Source organism: Streptomyces sp. NPDC088746, assembly GCF_044751065.1.
In the GTDB taxonomy this organism is placed as follows: Bacteria; Actinomycetota; Actinomycetes; order Streptomycetales; family Streptomycetaceae; genus Streptomyces.
The window spans coordinates 57142-82778 of the sequence record NZ_JBIVLA010000010.1 but is presented as its reverse complement, the minus strand read 5'-3'; the positions used below and the strand labels follow the sequence as shown (position 1 = coordinate 82778).

Sequence of the window (25637 nt, the reverse complement as noted above, 5' to 3'; positions counted from 1 at the left end):
GTGTTTCACGTGAAACACCGACCCGCGCCGCTCAGAGGGCGAGCCCTCGCCAGCCGCCCTCGTCCACCCCACCGGGAATCGCCGCGCTCCGGTCGTACGGCTCCCGGGTGAAGACGAACGACCCCAGGTCGAGATGGTCCACCGTGCCGTCATCGGCGCGTACGACCCTGAGCGTCTCCCCCGCGTAGTAGCCGTTGAGGCCCGTCCAGGTCCCGTCGGGACGTGCCTGGAACCGGGCGGCTCGACCGGCGCCCCGCAACGGCTGGAACTCGAGGCCCCCGTCCGCGAGCAGCTTCAGGGCATGGACCTGGGTGCCCCAGTACCAAGGTCCGGTCAGCGCCAGCAGCTCTTCGTCGACCTCGGGCAGCGGGCGCCACGGCTCCGGGATCCTCGGCTCCGCGTCCGCGACGATCTGCACGAGATCCGCGGCCACCGTACCGGTCAGGGGGCCTGAGGTGGCGTTGGAGAGAACCACGGCCGCCACGTCGTCCTCGACGCTGAACCACAGCGTGGCCAGGAAGCCGGGGAGTGATCCCGAATGGCCGAGGAGCGTGCGGTTCGCGCGCCGTACGGCCTGAAGACCGAGGCCGTACGCACCGGTCCAGTCACCCGCTTCGGGCGGAGCGGCGGGAGCGCGCATCTCCGCGACCGAGGACGCATGGAGCACCCGCTCGTCGCCCTGGGCCAGGAAGGCCGCGAAGCGCAGCAGGTCCGTGGTGGTCGACCAGAGTTGACCGGCCGGCGCCATCAGTCCGAGGTCCTCGGCCGGCTCGGGCATCATGACATCGGCCCACGGGTGGACGGCCCAGCCGCCCGCATGGGGGGCATGCGCCTCCGGGGTCGTACGGTCCATCCCCAGCGGTTCCAGGATCTCGCGGCGCAGCACCTCCGCCCAGGACTCCCCGCGCAGCCTCTCCACGAGCGAGCCGAGCAGCGTGTAACCCGGGTTGGAGTAGTGGTGTCCATGGCCGGACGGGTGGATCAGCGGCCTCTCGCCGAGCACGTCCGCCAGCTCGGGCCGCGTGGAACCCGGGGTCCTCTCCCACCACGGGGCCGGTGTCTCGGCAGCCAGACCTCCACTGTGTCCCAGCAGTTGGAAAACGGTCAGGTGCCCGGCGTCCGTGCCGGGCAGGTGCTTCTCCAGGGGATCGTCCAGATCCAGCAGGCCCTCGTCGCGCAGGCGCATGACCAGCACAGCGGTGAACGTCTTGGTGATGGAGCCGATCCTGAACTGCGTATCGCCATCGGGCTCATGGCCGTCCACGCAGCTGCGGGCACCGCTCCAGGCGACCTTCCCCTCCCTCTGCACCGCGGCGACGAGGGAGGGGGTCCGGCCTTCGGACTGCGCGGTGGCGACACGGTGCAGCAGGGCACGCCGGGTGTTGGGGAGCAGAGCTTCGGAAGAGGTCATGCCCAAGCATGACCTGCGCCTCATCGGCTTGACGAACGCATTTGGCCCGCTCCGTTCTGCCCGGAGCCAAGAACGGCCCACACCGTTCTGCCCGGGGCTAAGGACGGCCCGGCCGGGCTCGGCCGTCACTACAGTCCCGTCTCATGACGACGGTCACCACACGCACGGTCCACTACCCCGCCGACGGCCTGACGATGATCGGGCACCTCGCGCTCCCCGCCGGTGCCGGCCGGCGGCCCGCGGTCCTGATCGGTCCGGAGGGGCCGGGCCTGAACGACTTCCAGCGCCGCCGGGCGGACGCCCTCGCCGAACTGGGTTACGTGGCGCTGGCCTTCGACCTCCACGGCGGGCGCTGGTTCACCGACCCGCAGGAGATGCTGGCGCGCGTGACTCCCCTGCTCGCCGATCCCGCCCGGATGCGGGACATCGGCCACGCGGCACTCGATGTGCTGCGCGCCGAACCACGGACCGACCCCGACCGGATCGCCGCGGTCGGCTACGGCACCGGGGGCGCGATCGCGCTGGAACTCGGGCGTGACGGCGTCGACCTGCGCGCGATCGGGACGGTCAACGCACTGACCACGGGACGCCCGGGCGAGGCGGCGCGCATCCGGTGCCCCGTGTGGGCGGGGGTCGGATCGGAGGACCCGATCATGCCCCCTGAGCAACGGGACGCCTTCACCGCCGAGATGCAGGCCGCGGGCGTCGACTGGCGGCTCGTGGTCTACGGCGGGGCCCTGCACGCCTTCCATCACCCGCCGGTGGACCAGACCGTGCTCCCCGGCGTCGGCCACCACCCGCAGCACGCGCGGCGGGCCTGGCGCGACATCGTCGGCCTGCTCGCCGAGTGCCTGCCCGTGCCGGAGTCGTAGGACCTCGCGGGCCAGTGCATACGGCCCTTCCGCGCCTCCAGTCTGTCTCCCTTCCCGTGTCAGGCGCCCCCGTTGCGCGTCCGTACCACCGCTGTGCCGCCCTCGACAAGGTCGCGCAGCTGGGAGCGGGCGGTGATGCCCAGCTTGGGGAAGCTGCGGTAGAGGTGTGAGCTGACCGTGCGCGGGGAGAGGAAGAGCTTCTCGCCGATCTCGCGGTTGGTCAGCCCACGGGCGGCGAGCCTGATGATCTGCTGCTGTTGTGGCGAGAGTTCGGCGAGGGCGTCGGGGGCCGTGTCCGTGACGTCGAGGCCCGCGGCCCGCGCTTCGGCCCGCGCGCGCTCGATCCACGGGCGGGCGCCGAGACGCCGGAAGGTCTCCAGAGCCTCGGTGAGCGGCGCCCGGGCCTCTGCGATGCGACGAGAACGCCGCAGCCACTCACCGAGGTCGAGCAGGGTCTGGGCGCGTTCGAAGGGCCAGTGCTCGAGCACCGGGTCGGCCAGGGCGGTCCGGAAGTGCGGCTCGGCGTCCTCGGGATCGGCCAGCAGGCCACGGGCCCGGCCGATCAGTGCGCGCAGCCGGGGCGAGACGTCCTCCCCGAGCGACCGAGCGCAGCGCTCGACGATCGCTGCGGCTTCCTCCCGGTGGCCGCAGCGCACCGCCGCTGCGGCCAGATCCGCGACGACAGGGTACGAGGAGTGGTAGTGCACGGGCGCGCCGTCGGCCGTGAAGACCATGCGGAGCTGTTCGTACGCGGTCTCGTACGCACCCTCCGCGGCGGCCGCGGTACCGAGCGCACGACGGGCGTAGACGAGGACCGAGCGGCTTTCCAGCGGATCGATCATGGCCAGCGCCTGCTCGGCCCTGGCGTGGGCCGCCGCCGCGTCACCCTGGTAGGCCAGCACGGTGGCATCCACGGTGGCCGCACAGGCCACGGCGTGGTCCAGGCCGGCCGCTCGGCCGACCGCGGTGGTGCGGGCGCAGGCCTCACGGGCCTGGTCCCACCGTCCTCGTTCCGTGTAGGCCCAGGCGACCGCGCCGCCCAGCCCCTCCGGCAGCCCTCCTTGTGCCTGCGAGCGGTCGAACGCCTCGTCGAAGGCTCGGACGGCCTGCGGGGTCTCGTCCAGCAGCCACGCCATGATCCCGAGGGTGGTGAGCTGCTCCGGCCGCGTTTCCGCCTCGACGGCCAGCCGCGGGAGCAGGGAGACGAGTTCGGCCCGATCGGTGAAGGGGTCCGTCACGGCCCGCGCCCAGATGCGCAAGCCGGCGGGTGCGGTGGCCTCTGGAATACGCCCCAGGAGTTCCTGGACGCGGTGGCGCTGGGTGTCCTCTCCGGAGTAGAAGCGGACCACCGCGGCGCCCGCCAGGAGGTCGAGCGCGGCGGCGGGCTGGTGGGCCGCCAACTGCTCGGCGGCGTTGGCCAGTCGGGAGAAGACCGTGGTGTGGCGCACGGTCAGGACCGCCAGTCGTCCGGCCTGCACGGCGGCGGACGCCAGCAGCGACGGGTCGTCGGTGCGCGCGCGTGCCGCGGCGACCAGCTCCTCCACCCAGACGAGGTCACCCGTGAGCACCGCCGCTGACGCGGCTTTGACCAGCAGCCGTGCGCTTTCCTCCCGCCGCGGTGCGAGTTCCGCCGCGCGCTGCAGAGCCTTGGCCGCCGCCGCGTGGCCGCCGCGGCGCCGAGCCCGGCCGGCGGTCCGCTCCAGCAGCGCCGATACGGCCGCGTCCGGGCCCGGGCAGGCGGCGGCCAGATGCCAGGCCCGCCGGTCCGGCTCGTCCCGCAGCAGCTCGGCGAGCGCGAGGTGGGCCTCGCGTCGGGCACCCGAGGACGCGGCGTGGTAGACGGCGGACCGCACCAGCGGGTGGCGGAACCGGAGGTCCTGGCCGGTCCGCCGGACCAGCCCGGCTTGCGAGGCAGGCAGCCAGACGTCGTCCGCGGCGTGCGGCAGCCCGGCCGGGACGGCGGTCCAGGAGTCGACGCTGTCCATCGCGGCCAGGAGCAGCAGGGCGTGTGCCGTGGCGGCGGGGAGCCCGTGCAGACGGGTGACGAAGAGCCGGTCGAGGCGATCAGTGACCGGGAGCGGCCCTGCGGCCGGTGGGGCCGCATCCGTGTCCTGGGCGGTGACCGCCCTCGTGAGTTCCACCAGCGCCAGGGGGTTGCCGCCTGCCTGGTCGAGGATCCGCGCCCTGACGCGGCCGGTGGGGCTCGTCGGCTGGAGGTCCAGTAGCCGGTCGGCCGCGTCGCTGTCGAGCGGTCCCAGGGTGAGCGTCGGCGCTCGGCCGTCGAATCCGGGGAGGAGACCGCCGCCGCGTACGGCGATCAGCATCGTGACCGGTTCACCTTCCAGCCTTCGGGCGACGAAGGCCAGAGCGTCCAGGGAAGCACGGTCGAACCACTGCGCGTCGTCAAGCACCACGACCACGGGTTGTCGGTCGCCCAGGGCCGACAGAAGGCTCAGCACGCCGACCCCGATGAGCATGAGATCGGGTGCGATCGACTGCCGGCGTGTGACCGGCCCTGTGCCGAAGGCCTCCTGTATCGCCGCGCGCTGCCTCTCCGGCAGTCGGTCCACCTCGGCCGACACCGGACGCAGCAACTGATGCAGGGCGGAGAACGCCAGGCTCGACTCCGACTCGCTGCCCTCGGCATGCAGTACGCGAGCGCCACCGGCTTCGGCCCGGCGCACCGCACGCTCCAGCAGCGCGCTCTTACCCGTACCCATGCCGCCGACCAGCATCAGCACCGGGTCGGCCGACGCCGGGTCCACCGCACGAAGGAGGCGTCCCAGTTCGGCGTCCCGTCCGACGAGCGGTTCTCCCGGATCCGGCACCGGCCTCGTGACCGCACCGGGGTCGCCTGTGCGCTCGTCCACGGGGTCTCCAGGAATTGTGGCTCTTCGTACGGAGCCGCCTCACCCAGGCTACAAGCGGCCCGATCCCCCGCGCCGGCTGCGCCCAGGTGCAGTCACCTGACGGATACCTCGCCCGCCGAGCCCGCTCGTACGGTTCAGGAAATCCTCCGAACCCCCAGGACGCCCCATGGACCACATCACTCTCGGCAACATCAGCATCACCCGGGTACGGGAATACTTCGGCTCCGTCGAGATGACGCCCGACACCTTCTTCCCGGAAGGCCCGAAGGAGGTGTGGGACGACGGCGCCTCCTGGCTGACCCCGCACTTCCTGGATTCCGGCACCAACATCGTGAACTCGGCGATCCAGACCTGGCTGGTGCGCAGCGAGGGCAGGACCATCCTCGTCGACACCGGCGTGGGCAACCACAAGGAGCGCCCGTACGCACCGGTCTGGAGCCACCTCGAGACGGATTTCCTGGCCGGTCTCGCCCGGGCCGGAGTCGGTCCCGAGGACGTGGACATCGTGATCAACACGCACCTCCACGTCGATCACGTCGGCTGGAACACCTATCTGGACGGCAGGCGATGGGTGCCCACGTTCCCCAACGCCACCTATCTGATGCCGAAGGACGACTTCGACTTCTGGGACCCCGAGAACGGCCACAAGCCGCTGCTCGGCCGAGGAAACCAGAACGTGTTCGAGGACAGCGTCGCCCCGGTGCACCGGGCCGGGCAGACACTGCTGTGGGAGAACAGCCACCGGATCGACGCCGGCCTGCGCCTGGACTCCGCTCCCGGACACACCCCCGGTTCCTCCGTCCTGACCCTCACCTCCGGGACGGACCGCGCGGTGTTCGTCGGCGACATACTGCACAGCCCGGTGCAGATCCTGGAACCGGACGTCAACAGCTGCTTCTGCGAGGACCCCGCGGGCGCCCGCGCCACCCGCCGCAAGGTGCTCGGCTGGGCGGCCGACAACAACGCACTCGTGATCCCGGCGCACCTGGGCGGTCACGGCGCCGCCGAAGTGGCGCGTGAGGGCGAGAAGTTCGCCATCAAGGGCTGGGCCCCCTTCGCCCCGTACACCGAGCAGGACTGAGACCCCGAGGAAGGGCACCACCATGAAGCACCACCCCGGCCCCATCGTGACCACGGCGCAGGGAGCGGTCCGCGGCCTGCGCCGGGGCGACATCACCGTCTTCATGAACATTCCCTACGCCGCCCCGCCCCGCGGCGCCGGCCGGTTCGCCCCACCGAAGCCCCACGATCCGTGGGACGGCGTTCGGGACGCCACTGTGCCGGGACCCAACGCACCGCAGTCCGAGCGCAAGCTCGGCCGCCTGGACATGTCCCCCTACTTCGGGTCCGGATGGAGCCGGGGGGAGGACTACCTCACCGTCAACGTCTTCACACCCGACACCGCAGGGACGGACCTGCCCGTCATGGTGTTCGTCCACGGCGGCGGATTCGTCGCCGGGTCGACCCGTTCCGCTCTCTACGACGGATCTTCCTTCGCACGTGACGGCGTTGTCCTCGTCACCCTCAACTACCGGCTGGGCATCGCCGGGTTCCTCGACGTCCCCGGCGCTCCCGCCAACCGCGGCATGCTCGACGTCGTCGCGGCGCTGCGCTGGGTGCGCGAGAACGTCGCCGCCTTCGGCGGTGATCCGCACAACGTCACCCTCTTCGGCCAGTCCGCCGGAGCGACCGTCGTCGGCGGCGTCCTCGCCATCCCCGAAGCCGCGGGCCTCTTCCGCCGGGCGATCGTCCAGAGCGGCAGCGGCCTGGGGGCGTTCACCACCGAGCAGGCCGCCCGCGTCACCCGGGCAGCGGGCGAGGCCCTGGGCATCGCCCCCGCGATCGGCACGTTGGCGGAGATCTCCGACGAGCGCCTGGTCGAGGCCGCCTCCGGGCTCGCCGGGATCGACCTGCGGACCGAGACCCGTCACGACCCGCTGATCGGGCTGAGCCCCTTCAGCCTCGTCCTCGACACGCAGCCCGCCGAATCGGTCGCCGCAGGCCTCGGCGCCGACGTCGACCTGCTGATCGGGACCAACACCGAGGAGGGAAACCTCTACCTGGTCCCGGTGGACGGGTACGCCACCTCGACCGCCGCCGATGTCGACGCGGCGGCGGCGCGCTCCCACCCCGATCCGGAGCAGCTCGTCGCCACCTACCGCAAGACACGCCCTGAAGCGTCCTCCGGGGAGCTGCGCTCCGCCGTCATGGGCGACGCGCTGTTCGGTGCGGGAAGCTGGGCCCTGGCCGGCGCCCATGCCGCCCGGCCTCGGTCCGCCACCTACGCCTACGAGTTCGCCTGGCGCTCCCGGTCCCTGGACGGACAGCTCGGCGCCACCCACGCGGTCGAGCTGCCCTTCGTCTTCGACCTCGCGCACCTTCCCCGGCTGCACGGCCCCGCCGCCCTGCTCGGCCCCGGCATTCCCCCTGCGGATACAGCCGACCGCACGCACGCGACCTGGATCCGGTTCGCCAGGACCGGCGACCCAGGCTGGGACCCGTACGACACCCGGCGCAGGGCCACCATGCGCATCGACGCCGAGTGGACCCAGGTCGACGACCCCCGTAGCGAGGAACGACTGGCCTGGAGCTGACTCCTCGAGTCCGTCGTGCCCGCCCACGCCGGAGAGTGGGGGCGGCGGGACCCGCCTGCGTCAGGTCTGCGCCATGTCCACGAAGCGGGAGTAGTGCCCCTGGAAGGCCACGGTGATCGTCGCCGTCGGACCGTTACGGTGCTTCGCCACGATCAGGTCCGCCTCGCCCGCGCGCGGTGACTCCTTCTCGTACGCGTCCTCGCGGTGCAGCAGGATCACCATGTCGGCGTCCTGCTCGATGGAGCCGGACTCACGCAGGTCGGAGACCATCGGCTTCTTGTCCGTGCGCTGTTCGGGTCCACGGTTCAGCTGGGACAGCGCGATGACGGGGAGCTCCAGCTCCTTGGCGAGGAGCTTGAGGTTTCGGGACATGTCCGAGACCTCCTGCTGCCGGCTCTCCGCGCGCTTGGCACCACCGGACTGCATCAGCTGCAAGTAGTCGATGACCACGAGCTTGAGGTCGTTGCGCTGCTTGAGGCGACGGCACTTCGCGCGGATCTCCATCATCGAGAGGTTCGGCGAGTCGTCGATGTAGAGCGGGGCGGCCGACACGTCCGGCATGCGACGGGCGAGCCGCGTCCAGTCCTCGTCGGTCATCGTCCCGGAGCGCATGTGGTGGAGCGCCACCCGGGCCTCGGCGGACAGCAGACGCATCGCGATCTCGTTGCGCCCCATCTCCAGGGAGAAGATCACGCTCGGCAGGTTGCTCTTGATCGAGCAGGCCCGGGCGAAGTCCAGGGCGAGGGTGGACTTACCCATGGCGGGGCGGGCGGCGATGACGATCATCTGGCCGGGGTGCAGGCCGTTGGTCAGGGAGTCCAGATCGGTGAACCCGGTCGGGACACCTGTCATCTCGCCGCTGCGGGAACCGATGGCCTCGATCTCGTCGAGGGCACCTTCCATGATGTCGCCGAGCGGGAGGTAGTCCTCGCTGGTCCGCTGCTCCGTGACGGCGTAGATCTCGGCCTGCGCGGAGTTGACGATCTCGTCGACGTCGCCGTCGGCCGCGTATCCCATCTGGGTGATCTTGGTGCCGGCCTCGACGAGACGCCGGAGCACAGCCCGCTCGTGGACGATCTCCGCGTAGTACGACGCGTTGGCCGCGGTCGGCACGGACTGGACCAGCGTGTGCAGATACGGGGCTCCGCCGACCTTGGTGATCTCGCCGCGCTTGACCAGCTCGGCCGCCACCGTGATCGGGTCGGCCGGCTCCCCCTTGGCATAGAGGTCGAGGATCGCCGTATAGACGGTCTCGTGGGCAGGACGGTAGAAGTCGTGGCCCTTGATGATCTCCACGACGTCCGCGATGGCGTCCTTGGAGAGCAGCATGCCGCCGAGGACGGACTGCTCGGCGTCGAGATCCTGCGGAGGCACCCGCTCGAAGCCGGACGACCCGCCGTCCCAGCCGCTCTCCCGGCCCCGCTCGTGCTGCTCGTCGCGCCCCTTGCCCTCACCGCGGCGCTGACGGGAAACGGGCAGACGGTCACTGGGACCGACATCGGCCCAGGGATCGTCCAAAGGCTCGGGAATGCTCACCGGGCCACCTCCTCCCGTCCGCTTCGCGGACCTAGCCGTGCCACTCTTTCTTACGGCACGGCACCGACAAACAAGACGCCCGACTCCGGTTCCGGCGCGTCAAGTTCTGCGGATTTCCATGCCGGAACGGAGTGCGGGCGCCGCACCACGGTAGGCCGGTCCGCACCGTCAGCCAATCTGGTTATCCACAGGGCATGTGGATGACGGACCAGATGCTGTGGAGAACTCGTCCGATCCTGTGCACGGACCGGGGGACAGCACTGTGGACAAACTCATACCCGCCCACCAAAGAGGCCCCTGACCTGCCGTTTCTCAATCCACCGGCTGTGGGGGAGAAAAACTTTTGCCCTCAGCTCAAGATCACAGGAAACGGTCTTCCGGCGAACCGGGAAACCCAGGCAAGGTAAGGATCTCAACGGCATTGCATCTCTTACCTGTGGAAGATTAGATTTACCCCCATGACCCAGGCGCACACGGCACAGCCGCCCTCCCGCCGCCGGCACGACCGCGAGATCATCGCACTCGCCGTCCCGGCCTTCGGCGCGCTCGTTGCCGAGCCCCTCTTCGTCATGGTCGACAGCGCCATCGTCGGCCATCTCGGCACGCCCCAGCTGGCCGGCCTGGCCGTCGCCGCCGCCCTTCTGACGACCGCGGTGAGCGTCTTCGTCTTCCTCGCCTACGCCACCACAGCCGCGGTCGCCCGCCAGGTGGGCGCAGGAGATCTGGCGTCCGCCATCCGCCAGGGCATGGACGGCATCTGGCTCGCCCTGCTGATCGGTGCCGCTGTCGTCGCAGTCACTCTCCCACTGGCTCCGTGGCTGGTCGACATCTTCGGGGCCTCCGACACCGCGAGCCCGTACGCCACGACATATCTGCGGATCTCCAGCCTCGGCATCCCCGCCATGCTCGTGGTACTCGCGGCGACAGGTGTCCTGCGCGGATTGCAGGACACCCGGACACCCCTCTACGTAGCCATCGGCGGATTCGCGGCCAACGGAGCCCTCAATGCCGGGCTCGTCTACGGGGCCGGGCTGGGGATCGCGGGATCCGCGTGGGGCACCGTCATCGCCCAGGTGGGCATGGCACTCGTCTACCTGATCGTGGTGGTCCGTGGAGCGCGTCGGCACGGCGCGTCGCTGCGCCCCGACGCGGCGGGCATCCGAGCGAACGCCCAGGCAGGCGTGCCTCTCCTGATCCGTACGCTTTCGCTGAGGGCGGTCCTGATGATCGCGACCGCCGTCGCCGCCCGTCTCGGCGACACGGATATCGCCGCGCACCAGATCATCCTGTCTCTCTGGAGTCTTACGGCCTTCGCGCTCGACGCCATCGCCATCGCCGGGCAGGCCATCATCGGCCGCTATCTGGGGGCGGACGACGCCAAGGGCGCCCGCGAGGCCTGCCGCCGGATGGTGCAGTGGGGGATCGGGTCGGGGGTCGTCCTCGGCGTGATCATCGTGCTCGCACGGCCGCTCTTCGTCCCACTGTTCACCGGCGACACATCCGTAAAGGACACCCTGCTGCCGGCACTGCTGGTCGTGGCTCTCTCCCAGCCGATCTCCGGGGTGGTCTTCGTCCTCGACGGCGTACTCATGGGGGCAGGGGACGGCCGCTATCTCGCCTGGGCCATGGTCCTGACCCTGGCGGTCTTCGCTCCTGCCGCTCTCCTCGTCCCCACCTTCGGAGGAGGCCTCACCGCCCTCTGGGGGGCGATGACGCTCATGATGACCGTCCGGCTGGTGACGCTGTGGATGCGTATGCGGTCAGGCCGCTGGATCGTGACCGGAGCAACGCGCTGAACCGCGTCACCTGAGCAGGAACCGGGTGGTGCCGTTTCACGTGAAACCGCGCCTCCACGCGACACCGCAGCCCGGTTTCACGTGAAACGACACGTGACCCTGAGACGACGCGTAGAACGACGAAGGGCCGCACCCAGGGGTGCGGCCCTTCACCTAGCTCTGCTGAGCTGTGCCCTTAGGCAGCAACGACCTCGATACCGAGCTTCGCGGCAACCTCGGGGTGCAGACGGACGGACACCTGGTGTCCGCCGAGCGTCTTGATCGGCGAGCCGAGCTCGACGCGACGCTTGTCGACGTCCGGACCACCGGCGGACTTGATCGCCGAGGCGATGTCAGCCGGGGTGACGGAACCGAAGAGGCGGCCGGCGTCGCCGGAGCGAACAGCCAGACGGACCTTCACGGCCTCGAGCTTGGCCTTGATCTCGTTGGCCTGCTCGATCGTCGCGATCTCGTGGATCTTGCGGGCGCGGCGGATCTGCGCCACGTCCTTCTCGCCGCCCTTGGTCCAGCGAATGGCGAAGCCACGCGGAACCAGGTAGTTACGGGCGTACCCGTCCTTGACGTCCACGACGTCGCCGGCGGCACCGAGGCCAGTGACCTCGTGGGTGAGGATGATCTTCATGATTCGGTCACCCTTCCCTTATCGCGCGGTGGACGTGTAGGGCAGCAGCGCCATCTCACGGCTGTTCTTGACTGCCGTGGCGACGTCACGCTGGTGCTGCGTGCAGTTGCCGGTGACGCGGCGGGCACGGATCTTGCCGCGGTCGGAAATGAACTTCCGCAGCATGTTCGTGTCCTTGTAGTCCACGTACTGGGTCTTGTCCTTGCAGAACGCGCAGACCTTCTTCTTAGGCTTGCGCACAGGCGGCTTCGCCATTGTGTTTCTCCTGTGTGATCAAGAAGTGGGGTACGAGCAGCCCTAGAAGGGCGGCTCGTCCGAGTAGCCGCCGCCGGAACCGCCGGAGCCGCCGGAGCTTCCGCCCCAGCCGCCCCCGCCGCTCTGCTGGCCCCCGCCCTGCTGGCCGCCGGCAGGTGCGTTGGTGGCCCACGGGTCGTCGGCGGGAGCACCGCCACCGCCCTGCTGGCCACCGCCACCGGGACCGCCGCCCCAGTTGCCGCCACCCTGCTGGCCGCCGCCGTATCCACCCTGGCCGCCGCCCTGGCCACCGCGACCTGTGGTCTTGGTGACCTTGGCCGTGGCGTTCTTCAGGCTGGGGCCGACTTCCTCGACGTCCAGCTCGTAGACCGTGCGCTTGACGCCCTCACGGTCCTCGTAGGACCGCTGCTTCAGCCGGCCCTGCACGACGACGCGCATGCCTCGCGTAAGCGACTCCGCGACGTTCTCCGCCGCCTGACGCCAGACCGAGCAGGTGAGGAACAGGCCTTCGCCGTCCTTCCACTCATTGGTCTGACGGTCGAAGATGCGGGGAGTGGACGCGACACGGAACTTCGCGACCGCCGCACCGGACGGGGTGAAGCGCAGCTCGGGGTCGTCGACGAGATTGCCGACGACCGTGATGACGGTCTCGCCTGCCATGGGTGAACCTCTCGGCGGGGATTGCTTCTGGCTGCTTGCTACTCGAACCCGATGACCGCTGAGCTAGATGCTCAGTGGGTCTCGGGACGGAGGACCTTGGTCCGGAGGACCGACTCGTTCAGGTTCATCTGTCGGTCGAGCTCCTTGACGACCGCAGGCTCGGCCTGCAGGTCGATGACCGAGTAGATGCCCTCAGGCTTCTTCTTGATCTCGTAAGAGAGACGACGACGGCCCCAGGTGTCGACCTTCTCGACCTTTCCGTTGCCCTCACGGACGACGGAGAGGAAGTTCTCGATCAACGGGGAGACTGCGCGCTCCTCGAGATCGGGGTCGAGGATGACCATCACCTCGTAGTGACGCATGTGGAACCCACCTCCTTTGGACTCAGCGGCCACGGTCGTTCCGTGGCAGGAGGGTCGTGATGCGTAAGCATCAGTGTCTCCGAGTAAAACAGCCGCCACTGACAACGCCCGTCTACAGAATCGAGGGGGGCCGCAGTGCTGGCTCAAGGCAGACACCGGTGCAGACCGTACAGACTACCCGCAGACCGGCTTCCGGTTGAAATCCGGTGTTCAGGGCGCACAATCAAGACAGATGCGGTGTGAGAGGCGCTACATCGCACCGCCCTTCCCGCCAGGAGGTACTCCATGGCACAGACAGTCCGACCTGCCGGCAACCGGTCCGCCCCGAGCCGGGTGACGCATGCCCGTTCCGCTACCGGGTCCCTCTTCGCCACGGACGGCAAGCCGCACCCGCTCCAGGAAACGCTGATGGTGGTGACCGGGGTCCTCGGCGTCCTCGCGTTCGTCACGGCGATGTTCCACAGCCTGCATCTGCTCAGCTCGTGGGCCGGTCTGATCGGCATCCTGACCGGCATCTACGGCCAGTACATCTCCAGGACCACCTGGGAGCGGTTCGGCCTGATCATGGGGATCGGCGCGTCCGCCGTCGGCTTCTACCTCGGTATGGCGCACGGCGGCCTCTTCGGCGGCGTCATCACCTGACCGGCAGAGCCGGGGCCGGCCGTCCCACGCGGTGCACGGCCGGGCAATCCCGCGGGGGTGGCGCCCGGTCCGGTCCTGACGGGCCGGACCGGGCGCCCCTCGGTCACAGTAGGCTTCGGCGCGAGAGCCGGAGCCCCTGACCGATGGGGACACACCTGCCGAGGAGCGCCCCGCATGAGCCTGACCCTGAGGACCATCAGCCGAGAACAGCATCTGGCGTACATCCAGAATCTGCCCTCGGCCAGTCACTGCCAGGTCCCGGCGTGGGCTGACGTGAAAACCGAATGGCGCTCGGAGAACCTGGGCTGGTTCGACAAGAACGGCGAGATGGTCGGCGCCGGGCTGGTGCTCTACCGCCAGCTGCCCAAGATCAAGCGCTACCTCGCGTACCTCCCCGAGGGCCCGGTCATCAACTGGTACGCCCCGAATCTGGACGAGTGGCTCCAGCCGATGCTCGCCCACCTGAAGCAGCAGGGTGCCTTCTCGGTCAAGATGGGCCCTCCCGTGGTCATCCGCCGCTGGGACTCGGCCGCCATCAAGTCCGGCATCCAGGACCCCGACGTGAAGCGGCTGCGGGACGTCGAGGCCAGCCACATCGAGCCGCGCGCCTTCGAGGTCTCGGACCGGCTGCGCAAGATGGGCTGGCAGCAGGGCGAGGACGGCGGCGCCGGCTTCGGCGACGTACAGCCCCGCTACGTCTTCCAGGTGCCGCTGGCCAACCGCTCCCTCGAGGACGTGCTCAAGGGCTTCAACCAGCTCTGGCGGCGCAACATCAAGAAGGCCGACAAGGCCGGCGTCGAAGTGGTCCAGGGCGGCTACGAGGACCTCGCCGAGTGGCAGCGGCTGTACGAGATCACCGCCGTACGCGACCACTTCCGGCCGCGCCCGCTCTCGTACTTCCAGCGCATGTGGTCGGTGCTCAACTCCGAGGACCCCAACCGGATGCGGCTCTACTTCGCCCGGCACAACGGTGTGAACCTGTCGGCTGCCACGATGCTCGTCGTCGGCGGACACGTCTGGTACTCCTACGGCGCCTCGGACAACATCGGCCGCGAGGTCCGCCCCTCCAACGCCATGCAGTGGCGGATGCTCCGCGACTCGTACGCGATGGGCGCGACCGTCTACGACCTGCGCGGCATCAGCGACTCGCTGGACGAGACCGACCACCTCTTCGGCCTGATCCAGTTCAAGGTCGGCACGGGCGGGGAAGCCGTCGAGTACGTCGGCGAGTGGGACTTCCCCCTCAACAAGCTGCTGCACAAGGCGCTCGATATGTACATGTCGCGCCGCTGAGCGCATCCTGACCACCATCCCTCAGCTCCTTCCCTCTCTCACCCCCACCGCAGCCACCAGAAAGGTTCCGGGCCGGCCATGGCGCTCTCCCTCTACGTCGACACCGCGCGCTGGCGGGCGCACCAGAAGACCGTCCTGGACCAGTTCCCGGACCTCGTACCCGTCTGCAAGGGCAACGGCTACGGCTTCGGACACGAGCGCCTGGCCGACGAGGCGATCCGCTTCGGCTCCGACACGCTGGCGGTCGGGACCACCTACGAGGCCGCTCGCATCAAGGACTGGTTCAGCGGTGACCTGCTGGTGCTCACGCCCTTCCGCCGGGGCGAGGAGCCGGTACCGCTCCCCGACCGCGTGATCCGTTCCGTCTCCTCCGTGGACGGTGTGCACGCCCTGGTCGGCGCGCGCGTCGTCATCGAGTGCATGAGCTCGATGAAGCGCCACGGTGTGAGGGAGGAGGAGCTCGGTCAGCTGCACGCGGCCATCGAGGACGTACGCCTCGAGGGCTTCGCGCTGCACCTGCCGCTCGACCGCACGGACGGATCGGACGCGGTCGAGGAGGTCATCACCTGGATGGACCGTCTGCGCGCCGCCCGGCTGCCGCTGCACACGATGTTCGTCAGCCATCTGCGGGCCGAGGAGCTGGCGCGGCTGCGGCAGCAGTTCCCGCAGACCCGCTTCCGCGCGCGCATCGGCACACGGCTCTGGCTCGGCGACCACGAGGCCACGGAGTACCGCGGCGCGGTGCTCGACGTCACGCCCGTCGTCAAGGGGGACCGTTTCGGCTACCGCCAGCAGAAGGCCGCGTCCGACGGATGGCTGGTCGTCGTCGCCGGCGGAACCTCCCACGGGGTCGGCCTGGAGGCACCGAAGGCCCTGCACGGAGTGATGCCGCGTGCCAAGGGCGTCGCCCGCGCCGGGCTGGCCACGGTCAACCGCAACCTGTCGCCGTTCGTCTGGGCGGGCAAGCAGCGCTGGTTCGCCGAGCCGCCGCACATGCAGGTGTCCATCCTCTTCGTGCCCTCGGACGCCCAGGAGCCGAGGGTCGGCGACGAACTGGTGGCTCACCTGCGCCACACCACCACCCAGTTCGACCGCCTCGTGGACCGGTAGCCCGGCCCTCCCTCAGTCGGAGGCCGTTCTTCCGGCGGTGCCCCACTCCACCCGCGGTCCTTCGACCGCGGGTGCTGTGTTCCGGTCCGGGTGCGGGCCCACTTGCAGGAATGCCTTCCGGTCCGGCGCCCCGTCGAGCACCCCGCCCGAAGGATCGTCGGAGCCGTCGAGCCTGACGGGGTCCCGCTCCGGCCTCAGGATGTCCCGGACGATCAGGGCGCAGAGGTACAGCGTTCCCGCCAGGTGCAGGGCGATCGCGACCTGGTAGCCGTCCTGCGGCAGCCCCTGGTGCTTGTCCCCGCTCGTCGTGTACGCGAGGTAGAACCAGATCCCCAGGAAGTACATGACCTCGCAGGCCTGCCAGACGAGGAAGTCCCGCCAGCGGGGCCTGGCGAGCGCGGCCAGAGGGATCAGCCAGAGCACGTACTGCGGTGAGTAGACCTTGTTCGTCAGGATGAACGCGGCCACCACGAGGAACGCCAGCTGGGCGAAGCGCGGCCGGTGCCGGGCGGTCAGTGCCAGCCCCGCGATCCCCGCGCACAGCACGGCCATCAGCAGCACCGAGGCCGTGTTCACCGTGTCCACGTCGATGGGCCGGCCGGTGCGCTGGGTGATGATCAGCCAGAAGGAGCCGTAGTCGATCTGCCGTTCCTGGCTGAACGTGTAGAACTTCTTCCACCCCTCGGGGGCGTACAGCATCACCGGCAGGTTGACCACCAGCCAGGCCGCGGCCGCCGCGAGGAGCGCCGTTCCGTACTCCCGCCACTTCCCGGCCCTCCAGCACAACACCAGCAGGGGTCCGAGGAGCAGCACGGGGTAGAGCTTCGCGGCGGTGGCGAGGCCGATGAGGATCCCGAAGGCCACGCTCCTGCCGCGCGACCACATGAGCATCGCCGCGGCGGTCAGCGCGACGGCGAGCAGATCCCAGTTGATCGTCGCGGTGAGCGCGAGCGCGGGTGCGAGCGCTACCAGGAGACCGTCCCAGGGACGGCGCCGGTGCGTACGGGCTACGCACACCGCGATGACCACGGCGCAGATCATCAGCATGCCCGCGTTGACCATCCAGTACATCTGCTCGCGCTGCTGTGCGGGGTCCGAGGACGGCGTGAGCGTCAGCCAGGACGCGACCTGCATGAAGAGGCCGGTCAGGACGGGGTACTCCAGGTACGCCATGTCGCCGTTCAGCCGGTCGAAGTACGGCACGAGGCCGTCGGCGAAGCCGCGTCCGACGTAGAGGTGCGGGATGTCCGAGTAGCACGCGTGCGCGTACTGCGAGCTGGTTCCGCGGAACCACGCCCAGTCGTAGCAGGGGATCTTCTGCACCATGCCGAGTGCGAACATCCCGATCGCCACGAGCGCGATGACGCGCACCGGGGTGAGCGGTCCCGATCCGAACCGCGCCCAGCGGCCCGCGGGCCCGCCGATCAGTTCGCTGCCCGCCGCGGCGATCTCGTCCTGTCGCGTGGGCGGTACGACGGACGGCTCCTGGTGCACGCTCGTGTCTTCTGCGCTTGGCATGCCGCACATCCTGCCGTACGGGGCTGTGTGCGGGCGTTGCCCACGTCCGGAACACACGAAGGGCCGTCGGCACCTGCCAGGTGCCGACGGCCCTTCGCGTACGTGCCCGGAGGGCCCCTCACGGGGCTCCCGGAGGGCGCGTGGCGTCGTCCACGCCGCCCTGAGGGGTGCTAACCGCCGCCGAAGATCCCGCCGCGGCCGTTCTCCTCGCCCTCGGTCGTGCCCTCGGTCGCTCCTTCGGTCGTCCCGGTGTCCGTCCCGCCGTCCGTGGTCCCGGCGTCCGTCCCACCGTCGGTCGACCCGTCGGTGGTCCCTTCGGTGCCGTTGCCGTTGCCGTTGCCGTTGGTGGTTCCGCCGTCCTGGTCGTTCCTGCACTCCCAGTCGAGCGGCGCGCACGTCTCGCTCGGCGAGGGGGTCGGGGACGACGGTGTGGCAGACGGCGTCGGCTCCTCGCTGGACTCCGAAGGCGAAGGCGTCGGGCTCGGCGTCGGGCTGGGGCTGACCGCGCCGCCGCCGTAGAGCGTCTCGCCGATCGGTTCCGGCTTCGGGAAGTTCACGACCTTCGTGCCCTTCACCGCGTCGGACATGTAGTCCTGCCAGATCTGGGCCGGGAACGAGGCACCGTGGATCGACTTCTCGCCACCCGTGCCGTACATCTCCAGGAACTCGCGGTTCTTCTTCGTCTCGTCGTCGTCCATCCGGAACATGCTGACGGCCGTCGAGATCTGCGGGGTGTAGCCGACGAACCAGGCCGACTTGTTGCCGTCCGTGGTACCCGTCTTGCCGGCCACGTCACGTCCTGGGATCTGGGCCGGAGTACCCGTCCCGTTCTCGACGACGTTCTTCAGCACGTCGGTGACGTTGTCCGCGACGACGCTGGGGAAAGCATTCTTGGTCACCGTGTCGTGCTGGTAGATGACCTCACCCTTGTGCTTGACCTCGATGACCGAGAAGGGCTCACGCTGCTTGCCGCTGGTGGCGAAGGTGGAGTACGCGCCGGCCATGCGGATGGCGCTCGGCGAGGACGTCCCGATGGAGAACGAGGGGAAGTTCGAGTCCGCCAGGTACTCGTCGTCGCGCAACCCCGCAGCCAAGGCGGCGTCCTTCACCTTGTCGGTGCCGACGTCCATGCCGAGCTGGACGTACGGGGAGTTGGCGGACTCCTGCATGGCGTAGCGGAGGGAGATGTCTCCGTAGTCGTGGTCTCCGTCGTTGGTCTGGAGCCACTCCTTGCCTTCCTTGTTCTGCCAGACCGTGCCGTCGTAATTATTGATCTTCAGCTTGTTGTCGCCGTTGTAGATGCTCTTCGGCGAGACGGGCGTGCGCTCCGAATCGCTCTGGTCCTCGGGAAGTTCGGGATTGCGTTTCCCGTGCTCCATCGCGGCCGCCAGCACGAAGGGCTTGAACGTCGAACCGACCTGCGCACCAGTCGCGTCGGCGTTGTTGGTGTAGTGCTGCGTCGCGTCCTGGCCGCCGTAGGTGGCGATGATGGCGCCCGTCTTGGTGTCCACCGACGCACCGCCGAACTCGACGTGGGTGTCCTTGTCGGGCCGCTTCTCGGGGTCGATCTTGGCGGCGTACACCTTCTTGATCGACTTCTCGAGATCGGAGACCTTCTTCTTGTTGAAGGTCGTGTGAATCTCGTAGCCGCCCTGGGCCAGTTCCTTCTCGGTGACGCCCTCGTTGTTGTGCGCGAGGAAGTACTTCGTGGCGAGATCGACGAGGTAGCCGGTCTGGCCGCCCAGCTTGGCGTCCTTCTTCGGCGGGTCCGGCATGGGGAACTCGGTGAAGGTCTCGCGCTTCGCCGCGCTCAGCCGGCCGTCCTTGACCTCCTCGTCGAGGATCCACTTCCAGCGCCGCTCGGCCCGCTCGCGGTTCTTCTCCGCCGTGGCGTTCACCGGGTCGACGTCGGGGGCACCCGCGGGGTCGTAGTAGCTCGCGCCCTTGAGCAGCGTCGCCAGGAAGGCGCACTCGCTCTCGTTGAGCTTCTCGGCGTCCTTGCCGTAGTACGTACGCGCAGCCGCCTGAAGCCCCGAGGCACCCCGTCCGTAGTAGGAGACGTTGAGGTACCCCGCCATGACCTCCTTCTTGCCTCTCGTCTCACCGACCTTGAGCGTGATGAAGAGTTCCTTGACCTTCCGGCTCAGTGTCTGGTCCTGGGAAAGCATGGAGTTCTTCACGTACTGCTGGGTGATCGTGGAACCGCCCTGGGTGTCACCTCCCCGGGCCATGTTGTAGACGGCGCGGGCGATACCCATGGGGTCGATGCCCCTGTCGGACTCGAACGACTTGTTCTCGGCCGAGATGACGGCGTTCCGCATCGCCACGGGGATCTGGGCGTAATCGATCTCCTGGCGGTTGACGGAACCGCCCGTGGCGACCATCTGGGTGTTGTCGTCCCAGTAGTAGACGTTGTTCTGCGCGGTGGCGAGGTCCTTGATCTCGGGCGGCACCACCAGCGCGTACGCGAGGCCGGCCGCTCCCATCAGCAGGCCCAGGAAGCCCACGCACAGGCCGGAGACCAGCCTCCACGACGGAACCCAGCGGCGGAAGCCGTACTTACCGGCCCGTGGGTAGTCGATGAAGCGCTTCCTGCCGGAGTCGGCGCGACCCCGGGCCCGGCCTTCGTGACCGCCGTTGTCGCCACCTCCCCGACGCCTGCCTCCGCCGCGCTGGGCGGCGCGACGCGCCTCGGCACGGCTGCCGTAGACCGGCTCGTCACCCTGCGCTCCGGAAGGTGATGCTGAGGTTGCTCTGCGTGACGATTCGGTGCGGCGTCCAGCAGGCTGTTGGGCGGCTCGTCTGGCCGCTGCGCGCCCGCCACCTTGCGGTTGCGACGTTTTGCGACGGTGCTCGCTCATCGAACGACTACTCCTCGGGCAGGCGAGAGCGCCTGGAAGCGGCAGTTGAGATCCGGTCCCCCCGAATTACGGACAAGCCGTGCGGAAGGCTCACCCGCAGTACATCCGACAGTCCGCGATAACTGACGCTCGGCGGCGTCTCACGGTTCCCGGTGGTCTGCATGCCGCACAGACTACGCACGGTCAAAAACCTCCGGGGACCGAACTTCACCCCAAATTACGCAAGTCACTCCCTATGAATCGGGGATGTGACGCCGCTCACGGACCCCCCTCTTGTCGAACATCACGAGCCGATCTATCGTGCTGATGTATCGAGTCGATACATCAGCACGGCATAAGGTGGGTCCGACGGCCCGTGGACGTACCAGGCGGAGGAGGAGGCGAAGATGAGCAGACGCTCCGGCATCCTCGAATTCGCCGTACTCGGCCTGCTCCGCGAGTCACCCATGCACGGGTACGAGCTGCGCAAGCGCCTCAACACGTCGCTGGGGATCTTCCGCGCCTTCAGCTACGGCACCCTCTACCCCTGCCTCAAGACGCTGGTCGCCAACGGCTGGTTGATCGAGGAACCGGGAAGTGTTCCGGCGCTGCCACCTGCCACAGGCCGTGGGGTCGCCCCCTCGTCCTCGCTGGCCGGGCGCCGCGCCAAGATCGTCTACCGGTTGACGGCAGAAGGTAAGGAGCACTTCGAGGAGCTGCTCTCGCACACCGGTCCGGACTCCTGGGAGGACGAGCACTTCGCGGCTCGTTTCGCCTTCTTCGGACAGACGGAGCGCGAGGTGCGCATGCGCGTGCTCGAAGGACGCCGCAGCAGGCTGGAGGAGCGCCTCGAAAAGATGCGCGCGTCTCTCGCCCGCACCCGTGAACGACTCGACGACTACACGCTTGAGCTGCAGCGACACGGCATGGAGTCCGTGGAGCGCGAAGTGCGCTGGCTGAACGAGCTCATCGAGAGCGAGCGGTCGGGACGGGATCAGCGACGATCCTCGCCCGAGGGCTCCACTCAGCACGACACATCAGGAGAGACGGGCGGCCTGCCCCGGCACCGGGACGACACCCGGCCGGATCCGTCCGACGACACCAAGTGATATCCCCGCAGATCCGCAAGGCGTCATCGGGGAACACCGAGAACACACAGGGAGCAATCGGCATGGGTTCGGTTCGCGTAGCCATCGTCGGCGTGGGCAACTGCGCCGCCTCGCTGGTGCAGGGCGTCGAGTACTACAAGGACGCCGATCCGGCCGGCAAGGTGCCCGGTCTGATGCACGTCCAGTTCGGCGAGTACCACGTGAGCGACGTCGAGTTCGTCGCCGCCTTCGACGTCGACGCGAAGAAGGTCGGCCTCGACCTCGCGGACGCCATCGGCGCCAGCGAGAACAACACCATCAAGATCGCCGACGTGCCGAACACCGGGGTGACCGTTCAGCGCGGCCACACCCACGACGGCCTGGGCAAGTACTACCGCGAGACGATCGAGGAGTCGGCCGACGCCCCCGTCGACATCGTCCAGGTCCTCAAGGACAAGCAGGTCGACGTCCTCGTCTGCTACCTGCCCGTCGGTTCCGAAGTGGCTGCGAAGTTCTACGCGCAGTGCGCCATCGACGCCAAGGTCGCGTTCGTCAACGCTCTCCCGGTGTTCATCGCCGGCACCAAGGAGTGGGCGGACAAGTTCACCGAGGCCGGTGTCCCGATCGTCGGCGACGACATCAAGTCCCAGGTCGGCGCCACCATCACGCACCGTGTGATGGCGAAGCTCTTCGAGGACCGGGGCGTCGTCCTGGACCGCACGATGCAGCTGAACGTCGGCGGCAACATGGACTTCAAGAACATGCTCGAGCGTGAGCGCCTGGAGTCCAAGAAGATCTCGAAGACGCAGGCCGTCACCTCACAGATCCGTGACCGCGAGCTCGGTGCGGACAACGTCCACATCGGCCCCTCGGACTACGTGGCCTGGCTGGACGACCGCAAGTGGGCGTACGTGCGCCTCGAGGGCCGCGCCTTCGGTGACGTTCCGCTGAACCTGGAGTACAAGCTCGAGGTGTGGGACTCCCCGAACTCCGCCGGTGTCATCATCGACGCCGTGCGCGCTGCGAAGATCGCCAAGGACCGCGGCATCGGTGGCCCGATCCTCTCGGCCTCCTCGTACTTCATGAAGTCCCCGCCGGTCCAGTACTTCGACGACGAGGCCCGCGAGAACGTCGAGAAGTTCATCGCCGGCGACGTCGAGCGCTGATCCAGCGAATCACTGCCGCACGCTTCTCCATGTCGGGGGGTCCCCGGGCAATCCGCCCGGAGGCCCCCCGCATGTGTGACCCTTGCACACATGCCTGTCGTGCGTGATCTGGGCGTACTCCTGCGCCTTCGGAACTTCCGTCGCCTGCTCGCCGTACGACTTCTCTCCCAGTCGGCCGACGGCGTCTATCAGGTCGCACTCGCCACGTACGTCGTCTTCTCGCCGGAGAACCAGACCACGCCTGGTGCCATCGCGTCCGCCATGGCTGTGCTTCTGCTCCCGTACTCCCTGATCGGCCCGTTCGCGGGAGTCCTGCTCGACCGCTGGCCGCGCCGTCAGGTCTTCCTGTACGGGAACCTGCTGCGTGCCGCACTGGCCTGCTGCACGGCTCTGCTGCTGCTGAGTTCCGTGCCGGACTGGCTCTTCTACGTCTCCGCCCTCTGCGTCACCGCTGTCAACCGCTTCGTGCTGGCCGGACTTTCGGCGGCCCTCCCCCGTGTCGTCGACACCGAGCGACTGGTCCTCGCCAACTCCCTCTCCCCGACGGCCGGGACGCTGTCCGCCACTGTCGGCGGGGGCCTGGCCCTGGGCATCCGGCTACTGACGGACGGGTCCGACGCCGCCGTGGTCCTGTTGGGCGCGGCCCTCTACCTCCTCTCGGCACTGGCCTCTCTGTCCTTGCCCCGCACGCTCCTCGGACCGGATCGGGACCTGCACCATGTGCCACTGCGCGAGGCACTCGGCACCACCGCCCGGGGGCTCGTCGCGGGGTTGCGCCATCTGGCCGAGCGACGAGACGCGGCGCACGCGCTCGCGGCCATAACGGTGCTCCGCTTCTGCTACGGAGCGCTGACGGTGATGGTGCTGATGCTGTGCCGCTACGCCTGGTCCGACAGCGAGTCCGACGGCCTCGCCCTCCTCGGACTCGCGCTCGGCGCGTCGGCGGCGGGGTACTTCGTCGCCGCGCTCATGTCCCCGTGGGCGGTCGGACGCTTCGGACGGTACGGATGGATGGCGGGATGCGCCGGGGCAGCCGCAGTCCTGGAGCCCGCATTGGGGCTCCCGTTCACCCCCGGGCCGATGCTGGTGGCGGCGTTCGTCCTGGGGCTGGTGACCCAGGCGTCGAAGATTGCGACGGATACCGAGGTGCAGACCTCCGTCGACGACGCTTATCGCGGCCGGGTCTTCTCGCTCTACGACGTGCTGTTCAACGTCGCCTTCGTCGCCGCCGCCGGAGTGTCCGCCCTCGCACTCCCCCCTGACGGGCGGTCCGTCGTCGTGGTGCTGAGCGTTGCCGTGCTCTACGCCATCGTCTCGATGGCCATGATTCACCGGCGACGGGTGAGCATCGCGCTCCAGCGCGCACACATCAAGGAATGAGGGGCGATGTTTCACGTGAAACATCGCCCCTCACCGACTGCTTTGCCCCCCCTTGGCGCCCGGCCATGTTTCACGTGAAACATGGCGGGCTCCTCAGCCCTGCGCGGCCCACCACTCCTTGAGGGCGGCGACCGCGGCATCGCGTTCCATCGGGCCGTTCTCCAGCCTCAACTCCAGCAGGAACGAGTAGGCCTTGCCGATCACCGGACCGGGCCCCACACCCAGGATCTTCATGATCTCGTTGCCGTCCAGGTCGGGCCGGATCGCCTCCAGCTCCTCCTGCTCCTGCAGTTGAGCGATGCGCGCCTCGAGCCCGTCGTAGGTGCGGGACAGGGCGTTCGCCTTGCGCTTGTTCCGCGTCGTGCAGTCGGAGCGCGTCAGCTTGTGCAGGCGGCCCAGCAGCGGCCCCGCGTCCCGCACATACCTACGGACCGCGGAGTCGGTCCACTCACCGTCGCCGTATCCGTGGAAGCGCAGATGCAGCTCCACGAGCTTGGAGACGTCCTTGACCATGTCGTTGGAGTACTTGAGCTCGGTCATCCGCTTCTTGGCCATCTTGGCCCCCACCACCTCGTGGTGGTGGAAGGAGACGCGGCCGTCCTTCTCGAAGCGCCGCGTCCTCGGCTTCCCGATGTCGTGGAGCAGGGCCGCGAGGCGCAGCACGAGATCCGCACCGTCCTCCTCCAGATCGATGGCCTGTTCCAGGACGGTCAGGGAGTGCTCATAGACGTCCTTGTGGCGGTGATGCTCATCACTTTCCAGGCGCAGTGCAGGGAGCTCGGGCAGCACCCGGTCCGCCAGACCTGAGTCCACGAGGAGCCCCAGTCCCTTACGGGGGTGGTCGGAGAGCAGCAGTTTGTTGAGTTCCTCACGGACCCGCTCGGCCGAGACGATCTCGATTCGCCCCGCCATGTCCGTCATGGCCTGTACGACGTCGGGAGCCACCTCGAAGTCCAGCTGCGCGGCAAAGCGAGCGGCACGGAGCATGCGCAGCGGATCGTCGGAGAAGGACGCCTCAGGTGTGCCCGGAGTGCGCAGGACGCGCTGAGCCAGGTCGTCGAGGCCGCCGTGCGGGTCGATGAACTCCTTCTGCGGCAAGGCGACGGCCATGGCGTTGACCGTGAAGTCACGGCGTACGAGGTCTTCCTCGATCGAGTCGCCGTAGGAGACCTCGGGCTTGCGCGAGGTCCTGTCGTACGCCTCCGACCTGTAGGTCGTCACCTCGATCTGGTAGCCGTCCTTCTGCGAGCCGACGGTGCCGAACGCGATTCCGACCTCCCAGACCGAGTCGGCCCAGGGCCGGACGATCTTGAGTACGTCCTCCGGGCGGGCGTCGGTCGTGAAGTCCAGGTCGTTTCCGAGCCTGCCGAGCAACGCATCGCGGACGGACCCGCCGACCAGGGCGAGGCCGAATCCGGCCTCCTGGAATCGGAGAGCGAGGTCATCGGCGACGGGGGACACCCGCAGCAGTTCGCTGACTGCGCGGTGCTGCACCTGACTCAGTGCACGGGGGCTGTCTTCGTTGGCGTTCGGCACAACAGAAAAGGGTACGTGCACCGACCGGCCCGGGCGTCATCGTTTCTTGCGTCCCTGCGAGACTCTGCCGATCATGTGGCACGGTC

The 25637-nt window shown here is 68.9% G+C and carries 20 protein-coding genes; 10 read left to right on the top strand and 10 right to left on the bottom strand.

The window, feature by feature from the left end; genetic code table 11:
• Positions 1 to 31: 31 nt before the first annotated feature.
• Positions 32 to 1411, bottom strand: coding sequence for a serine hydrolase domain-containing protein (locus ACIP63_RS33285; RefSeq protein WP_401523331.1), 1380 nt, complete (start codon positions 1409 to 1411; stop codon positions 32 to 34).
• A gap of 143 nt (positions 1412 to 1554) precedes the next feature.
• On the opposite strand from ACIP63_RS33285, the gene ACIP63_RS33280 reads away from it, so the two are divergent.
• The gene (locus tag ACIP63_RS33280) at positions 1555 to 2283 is read left to right on the top strand and encodes a dienelactone hydrolase family protein (protein ID WP_401523328.1); all 729 of its coding nucleotides are present in this window, start codon (positions 1555 to 1557) and stop codon (positions 2281 to 2283) included.
• Between the two features lie 59 nt (positions 2284 to 2342).
• Here ACIP63_RS33280 and ACIP63_RS33275 read toward each other — a convergent pair whose 3' ends face one another.
• A complete protein-coding gene (locus tag ACIP63_RS33275; protein WP_401523325.1) occupies positions 2343 to 5153 on the bottom strand; it encodes an AAA family ATPase in 2811 nt (936 codons plus the stop codon).
• Between the two features lie 166 nt (positions 5154 to 5319).
• Here ACIP63_RS33275 and ACIP63_RS33270 point away from each other — a divergent pair, with 166 nt between their 5' ends.
• Both ACIP63_RS33270 and ACIP63_RS33265 read left to right on the top strand, forming a co-directional pair.
• Positions 5320 to 6234 (top strand): MBL fold metallo-hydrolase, encoded by a 915-nt coding sequence (locus ACIP63_RS33270; RefSeq protein ID WP_401523322.1) that lies wholly within the window; start codon positions 5320 to 5322, stop codon positions 6232 to 6234.
• 22 nt (positions 6235 to 6256) lie between these two features.
• On the top strand, positions 6257 to 7747 hold the full coding sequence (locus tag ACIP63_RS33265) for a carboxylesterase/lipase family protein (protein WP_401523319.1): 1491 nt from the start codon (positions 6257 to 6259) through the stop codon (positions 7745 to 7747).
• Positions 7748 to 7807: 60 nt separating this feature from the next.
• Here ACIP63_RS33265 and dnaB read toward each other — a convergent pair whose 3' ends face one another.
• On the bottom strand, positions 7808 to 9265 hold the full coding sequence (gene dnaB / locus ACIP63_RS33260; RefSeq protein WP_181011555.1) for a replicative DNA helicase: 1458 nt from the start codon (positions 9263 to 9265) through the stop codon (positions 7808 to 7810).
• A 476-nt stretch (positions 9266 to 9741) separates the two neighbouring features.
• Between dnaB and ACIP63_RS33255 the strand changes: the two genes are divergently transcribed.
• Complete coding sequence (locus tag ACIP63_RS33255) at positions 9742 to 11079, top strand: MATE family efflux transporter (protein WP_401523317.1); 1338 nt, start codon at positions 9742 to 9744, stop codon at positions 11077 to 11079.
• 175 nt (positions 11080 to 11254) lie between these two features.
• Here the strand turns inward: ACIP63_RS33255 and rplI are convergent, their stop codons facing one another.
• The 4 genes from rplI to rpsF all read right to left on the bottom strand — a co-directional run bounded on the left by rplI (position 11255) and on the right by rpsF (position 12978).
• Positions 11255 to 11701 carry a 50S ribosomal protein L9 gene (rplI, locus tag ACIP63_RS33250; protein WP_014155197.1) on the bottom strand — a complete coding sequence of 149 codons (447 nt, stop codon included), beginning with the start codon at positions 11699 to 11701 and terminating at the stop codon, positions 11255 to 11257.
• An 18-nt stretch (positions 11702 to 11719) separates the two neighbouring features.
• The gene (gene rpsR / locus ACIP63_RS33245) at positions 11720 to 11956 is read right to left on the bottom strand and encodes a 30S ribosomal protein S18 (RefSeq protein WP_003967857.1); all 237 of its coding nucleotides are present in this window, start codon (positions 11954 to 11956) and stop codon (positions 11720 to 11722) included.
• A gap of 42 nt (positions 11957 to 11998) precedes the next feature.
• Positions 11999 to 12616 carry a single-stranded DNA-binding protein gene (locus tag ACIP63_RS33240; RefSeq protein WP_401523314.1) on the bottom strand — a complete coding sequence of 206 codons (618 nt, stop codon included), beginning with the start codon at positions 12614 to 12616 and terminating at the stop codon, positions 11999 to 12001.
• Between the two features lie 71 nt (positions 12617 to 12687).
• Positions 12688 to 12978 (bottom strand): 30S ribosomal protein S6, encoded by a 291-nt coding sequence (rpsF, locus tag ACIP63_RS33235; protein WP_006604399.1) that lies wholly within the window; start codon positions 12976 to 12978, stop codon positions 12688 to 12690.
• Between the two features lie 285 nt (positions 12979 to 13263).
• On the opposite strand from rpsF, the gene ACIP63_RS33230 reads away from it, so the two are divergent.
• The 3 genes from ACIP63_RS33230 to ACIP63_RS33220 all read left to right on the top strand — a co-directional run bounded on the left by ACIP63_RS33230 (position 13264) and on the right by ACIP63_RS33220 (position 16023).
• Complete coding sequence (locus ACIP63_RS33230; RefSeq protein ID WP_401523312.1) at positions 13264 to 13620, top strand: hypothetical protein; 357 nt, start codon at positions 13264 to 13266, stop codon at positions 13618 to 13620.
• A gap of 174 nt (positions 13621 to 13794) precedes the next feature.
• Complete coding sequence (locus ACIP63_RS33225; RefSeq protein WP_356709036.1) at positions 13795 to 14913, top strand: peptidoglycan bridge formation glycyltransferase FemA/FemB family protein; 1119 nt, start codon at positions 13795 to 13797, stop codon at positions 14911 to 14913.
• A gap of 78 nt (positions 14914 to 14991) precedes the next feature.
• The gene (locus tag ACIP63_RS33220; RefSeq protein ID WP_401523308.1) at positions 14992 to 16023 is read left to right on the top strand and encodes an alanine racemase; all 1032 of its coding nucleotides are present in this window, start codon (positions 14992 to 14994) and stop codon (positions 16021 to 16023) included.
• Between the two features lie 12 nt (positions 16024 to 16035).
• On the opposite strand, the gene ACIP63_RS33215 is transcribed toward ACIP63_RS33220, so the two are convergent.
• Together ACIP63_RS33215 and ACIP63_RS33210 are read right to left on the bottom strand one after the other, a co-directional pair.
• Entirely contained in the window at positions 16036 to 17541 is a 1506-nt protein-coding gene (locus ACIP63_RS33215) for a glycosyltransferase family 87 protein (protein ID WP_401523305.1), read from the bottom strand.
• Positions 17542 to 17711: 170 nt separating this feature from the next.
• Entirely contained in the window at positions 17712 to 20402 is a 2691-nt protein-coding gene (locus ACIP63_RS33210) for a transglycosylase domain-containing protein (protein ID WP_401523302.1), read from the bottom strand.
• Positions 20403 to 20788: 386 nt separating this feature from the next.
• On the opposite strand from ACIP63_RS33210, the gene ACIP63_RS33205 reads away from it, so the two are divergent.
• From ACIP63_RS33205 to ACIP63_RS33195, 3 genes are all read left to right on the top strand, one after another.
• Positions 20789 to 21490, top strand: a complete 702-nt coding sequence (locus ACIP63_RS33205; RefSeq protein WP_401523300.1) for a helix-turn-helix transcriptional regulator — start codon at positions 20789 to 20791, stop codon at positions 21488 to 21490.
• Between the two features lie 62 nt (positions 21491 to 21552).
• Positions 21553 to 22635, top strand: a complete 1083-nt coding sequence (locus ACIP63_RS33200; RefSeq protein WP_362927542.1) for an inositol-3-phosphate synthase — start codon at positions 21553 to 21555, stop codon at positions 22633 to 22635.
• A gap of 90 nt (positions 22636 to 22725) precedes the next feature.
• Positions 22726 to 24015: an MFS transporter gene (locus ACIP63_RS33195; protein ID WP_401523296.1), complete on the top strand. Its 1290-nt coding sequence runs from the start codon at positions 22726 to 22728 to the stop codon at positions 24013 to 24015.
• A 93-nt stretch (positions 24016 to 24108) separates the two neighbouring features.
• Here ACIP63_RS33195 and ACIP63_RS33190 read toward each other — a convergent pair whose 3' ends face one another.
• Positions 24109 to 25551: a CCA tRNA nucleotidyltransferase gene (locus ACIP63_RS33190; RefSeq protein WP_401523293.1), complete on the bottom strand. Its 1443-nt coding sequence runs from the start codon at positions 25549 to 25551 to the stop codon at positions 24109 to 24111.
• Positions 25552 to 25637 lie beyond the last annotated feature (86 nt).

Coding starts and splice junctions, on each gene's coding strand:
- ACIP63_RS33285 (WP_401523331.1), bottom strand. CDS start 1,411: ATGACCTCTTCCGAAGCTCTGCTCCCCAACACCCGGCGTGCCCTGCTG.
- ACIP63_RS33280 (WP_401523328.1), top strand. CDS start 1,555: ATGACGACGGTCACCACACGCACGGTCCACTACCCCGCCGACGGCCTG.
- ACIP63_RS33270 (WP_401523322.1), top strand. CDS start 5,320: ATGGACCACATCACTCTCGGCAACATCAGCATCACCCGGGTACGGGAA.
- ACIP63_RS33265 (WP_401523319.1), top strand. CDS start 6,257: ATGAAGCACCACCCCGGCCCCATCGTGACCACGGCGCAGGGAGCGGTC.
- ACIP63_RS33255 (WP_401523317.1), top strand. CDS start 9,742: ATGACCCAGGCGCACACGGCACAGCCGCCCTCCCGCCGCCGGCACGAC.
- rplI (WP_014155197.1), bottom strand. CDS start 11,701: ATGAAGATCATCCTCACCCACGAGGTCACTGGCCTCGGTGCCGCCGGC.
- rpsR (WP_003967857.1), bottom strand. CDS start 11,956: ATGGCGAAGCCGCCTGTGCGCAAGCCTAAGAAGAAGGTCTGCGCGTTC.
- ACIP63_RS33240 (WP_401523314.1), bottom strand. CDS start 12,616: ATGGCAGGCGAGACCGTCATCACGGTCGTCGGCAATCTCGTCGACGAC.
- rpsF (WP_006604399.1), bottom strand. CDS start 12,978: ATGCGTCACTACGAGGTGATGGTCATCCTCGACCCCGATCTCGAGGAG.
- ACIP63_RS33230 (WP_401523312.1), top strand. CDS start 13,264: ATGGCACAGACAGTCCGACCTGCCGGCAACCGGTCCGCCCCGAGCCGG.
- ACIP63_RS33225 (WP_356709036.1), top strand. CDS start 13,795: ATGAGCCTGACCCTGAGGACCATCAGCCGAGAACAGCATCTGGCGTAC.
- ACIP63_RS33220 (WP_401523308.1), top strand. CDS start 14,992: ATGGCGCTCTCCCTCTACGTCGACACCGCGCGCTGGCGGGCGCACCAG.
- ACIP63_RS33215 (WP_401523305.1), bottom strand. CDS start 17,541: ATGCCAAGCGCAGAAGACACGAGCGTGCACCAGGAGCCGTCCGTCGTA.
- ACIP63_RS33210 (WP_401523302.1), bottom strand. CDS start 20,402: ATGAGCGAGCACCGTCGCAAAACGTCGCAACCGCAAGGTGGCGGGCGC.
- ACIP63_RS33205 (WP_401523300.1), top strand. CDS start 20,789: ATGAGCAGACGCTCCGGCATCCTCGAATTCGCCGTACTCGGCCTGCTC.
- ACIP63_RS33200 (WP_362927542.1), top strand. CDS start 21,553: ATGGGTTCGGTTCGCGTAGCCATCGTCGGCGTGGGCAACTGCGCCGCC.
- ACIP63_RS33195 (WP_401523296.1), top strand. CDS start 22,726: ATGCCTGTCGTGCGTGATCTGGGCGTACTCCTGCGCCTTCGGAACTTC.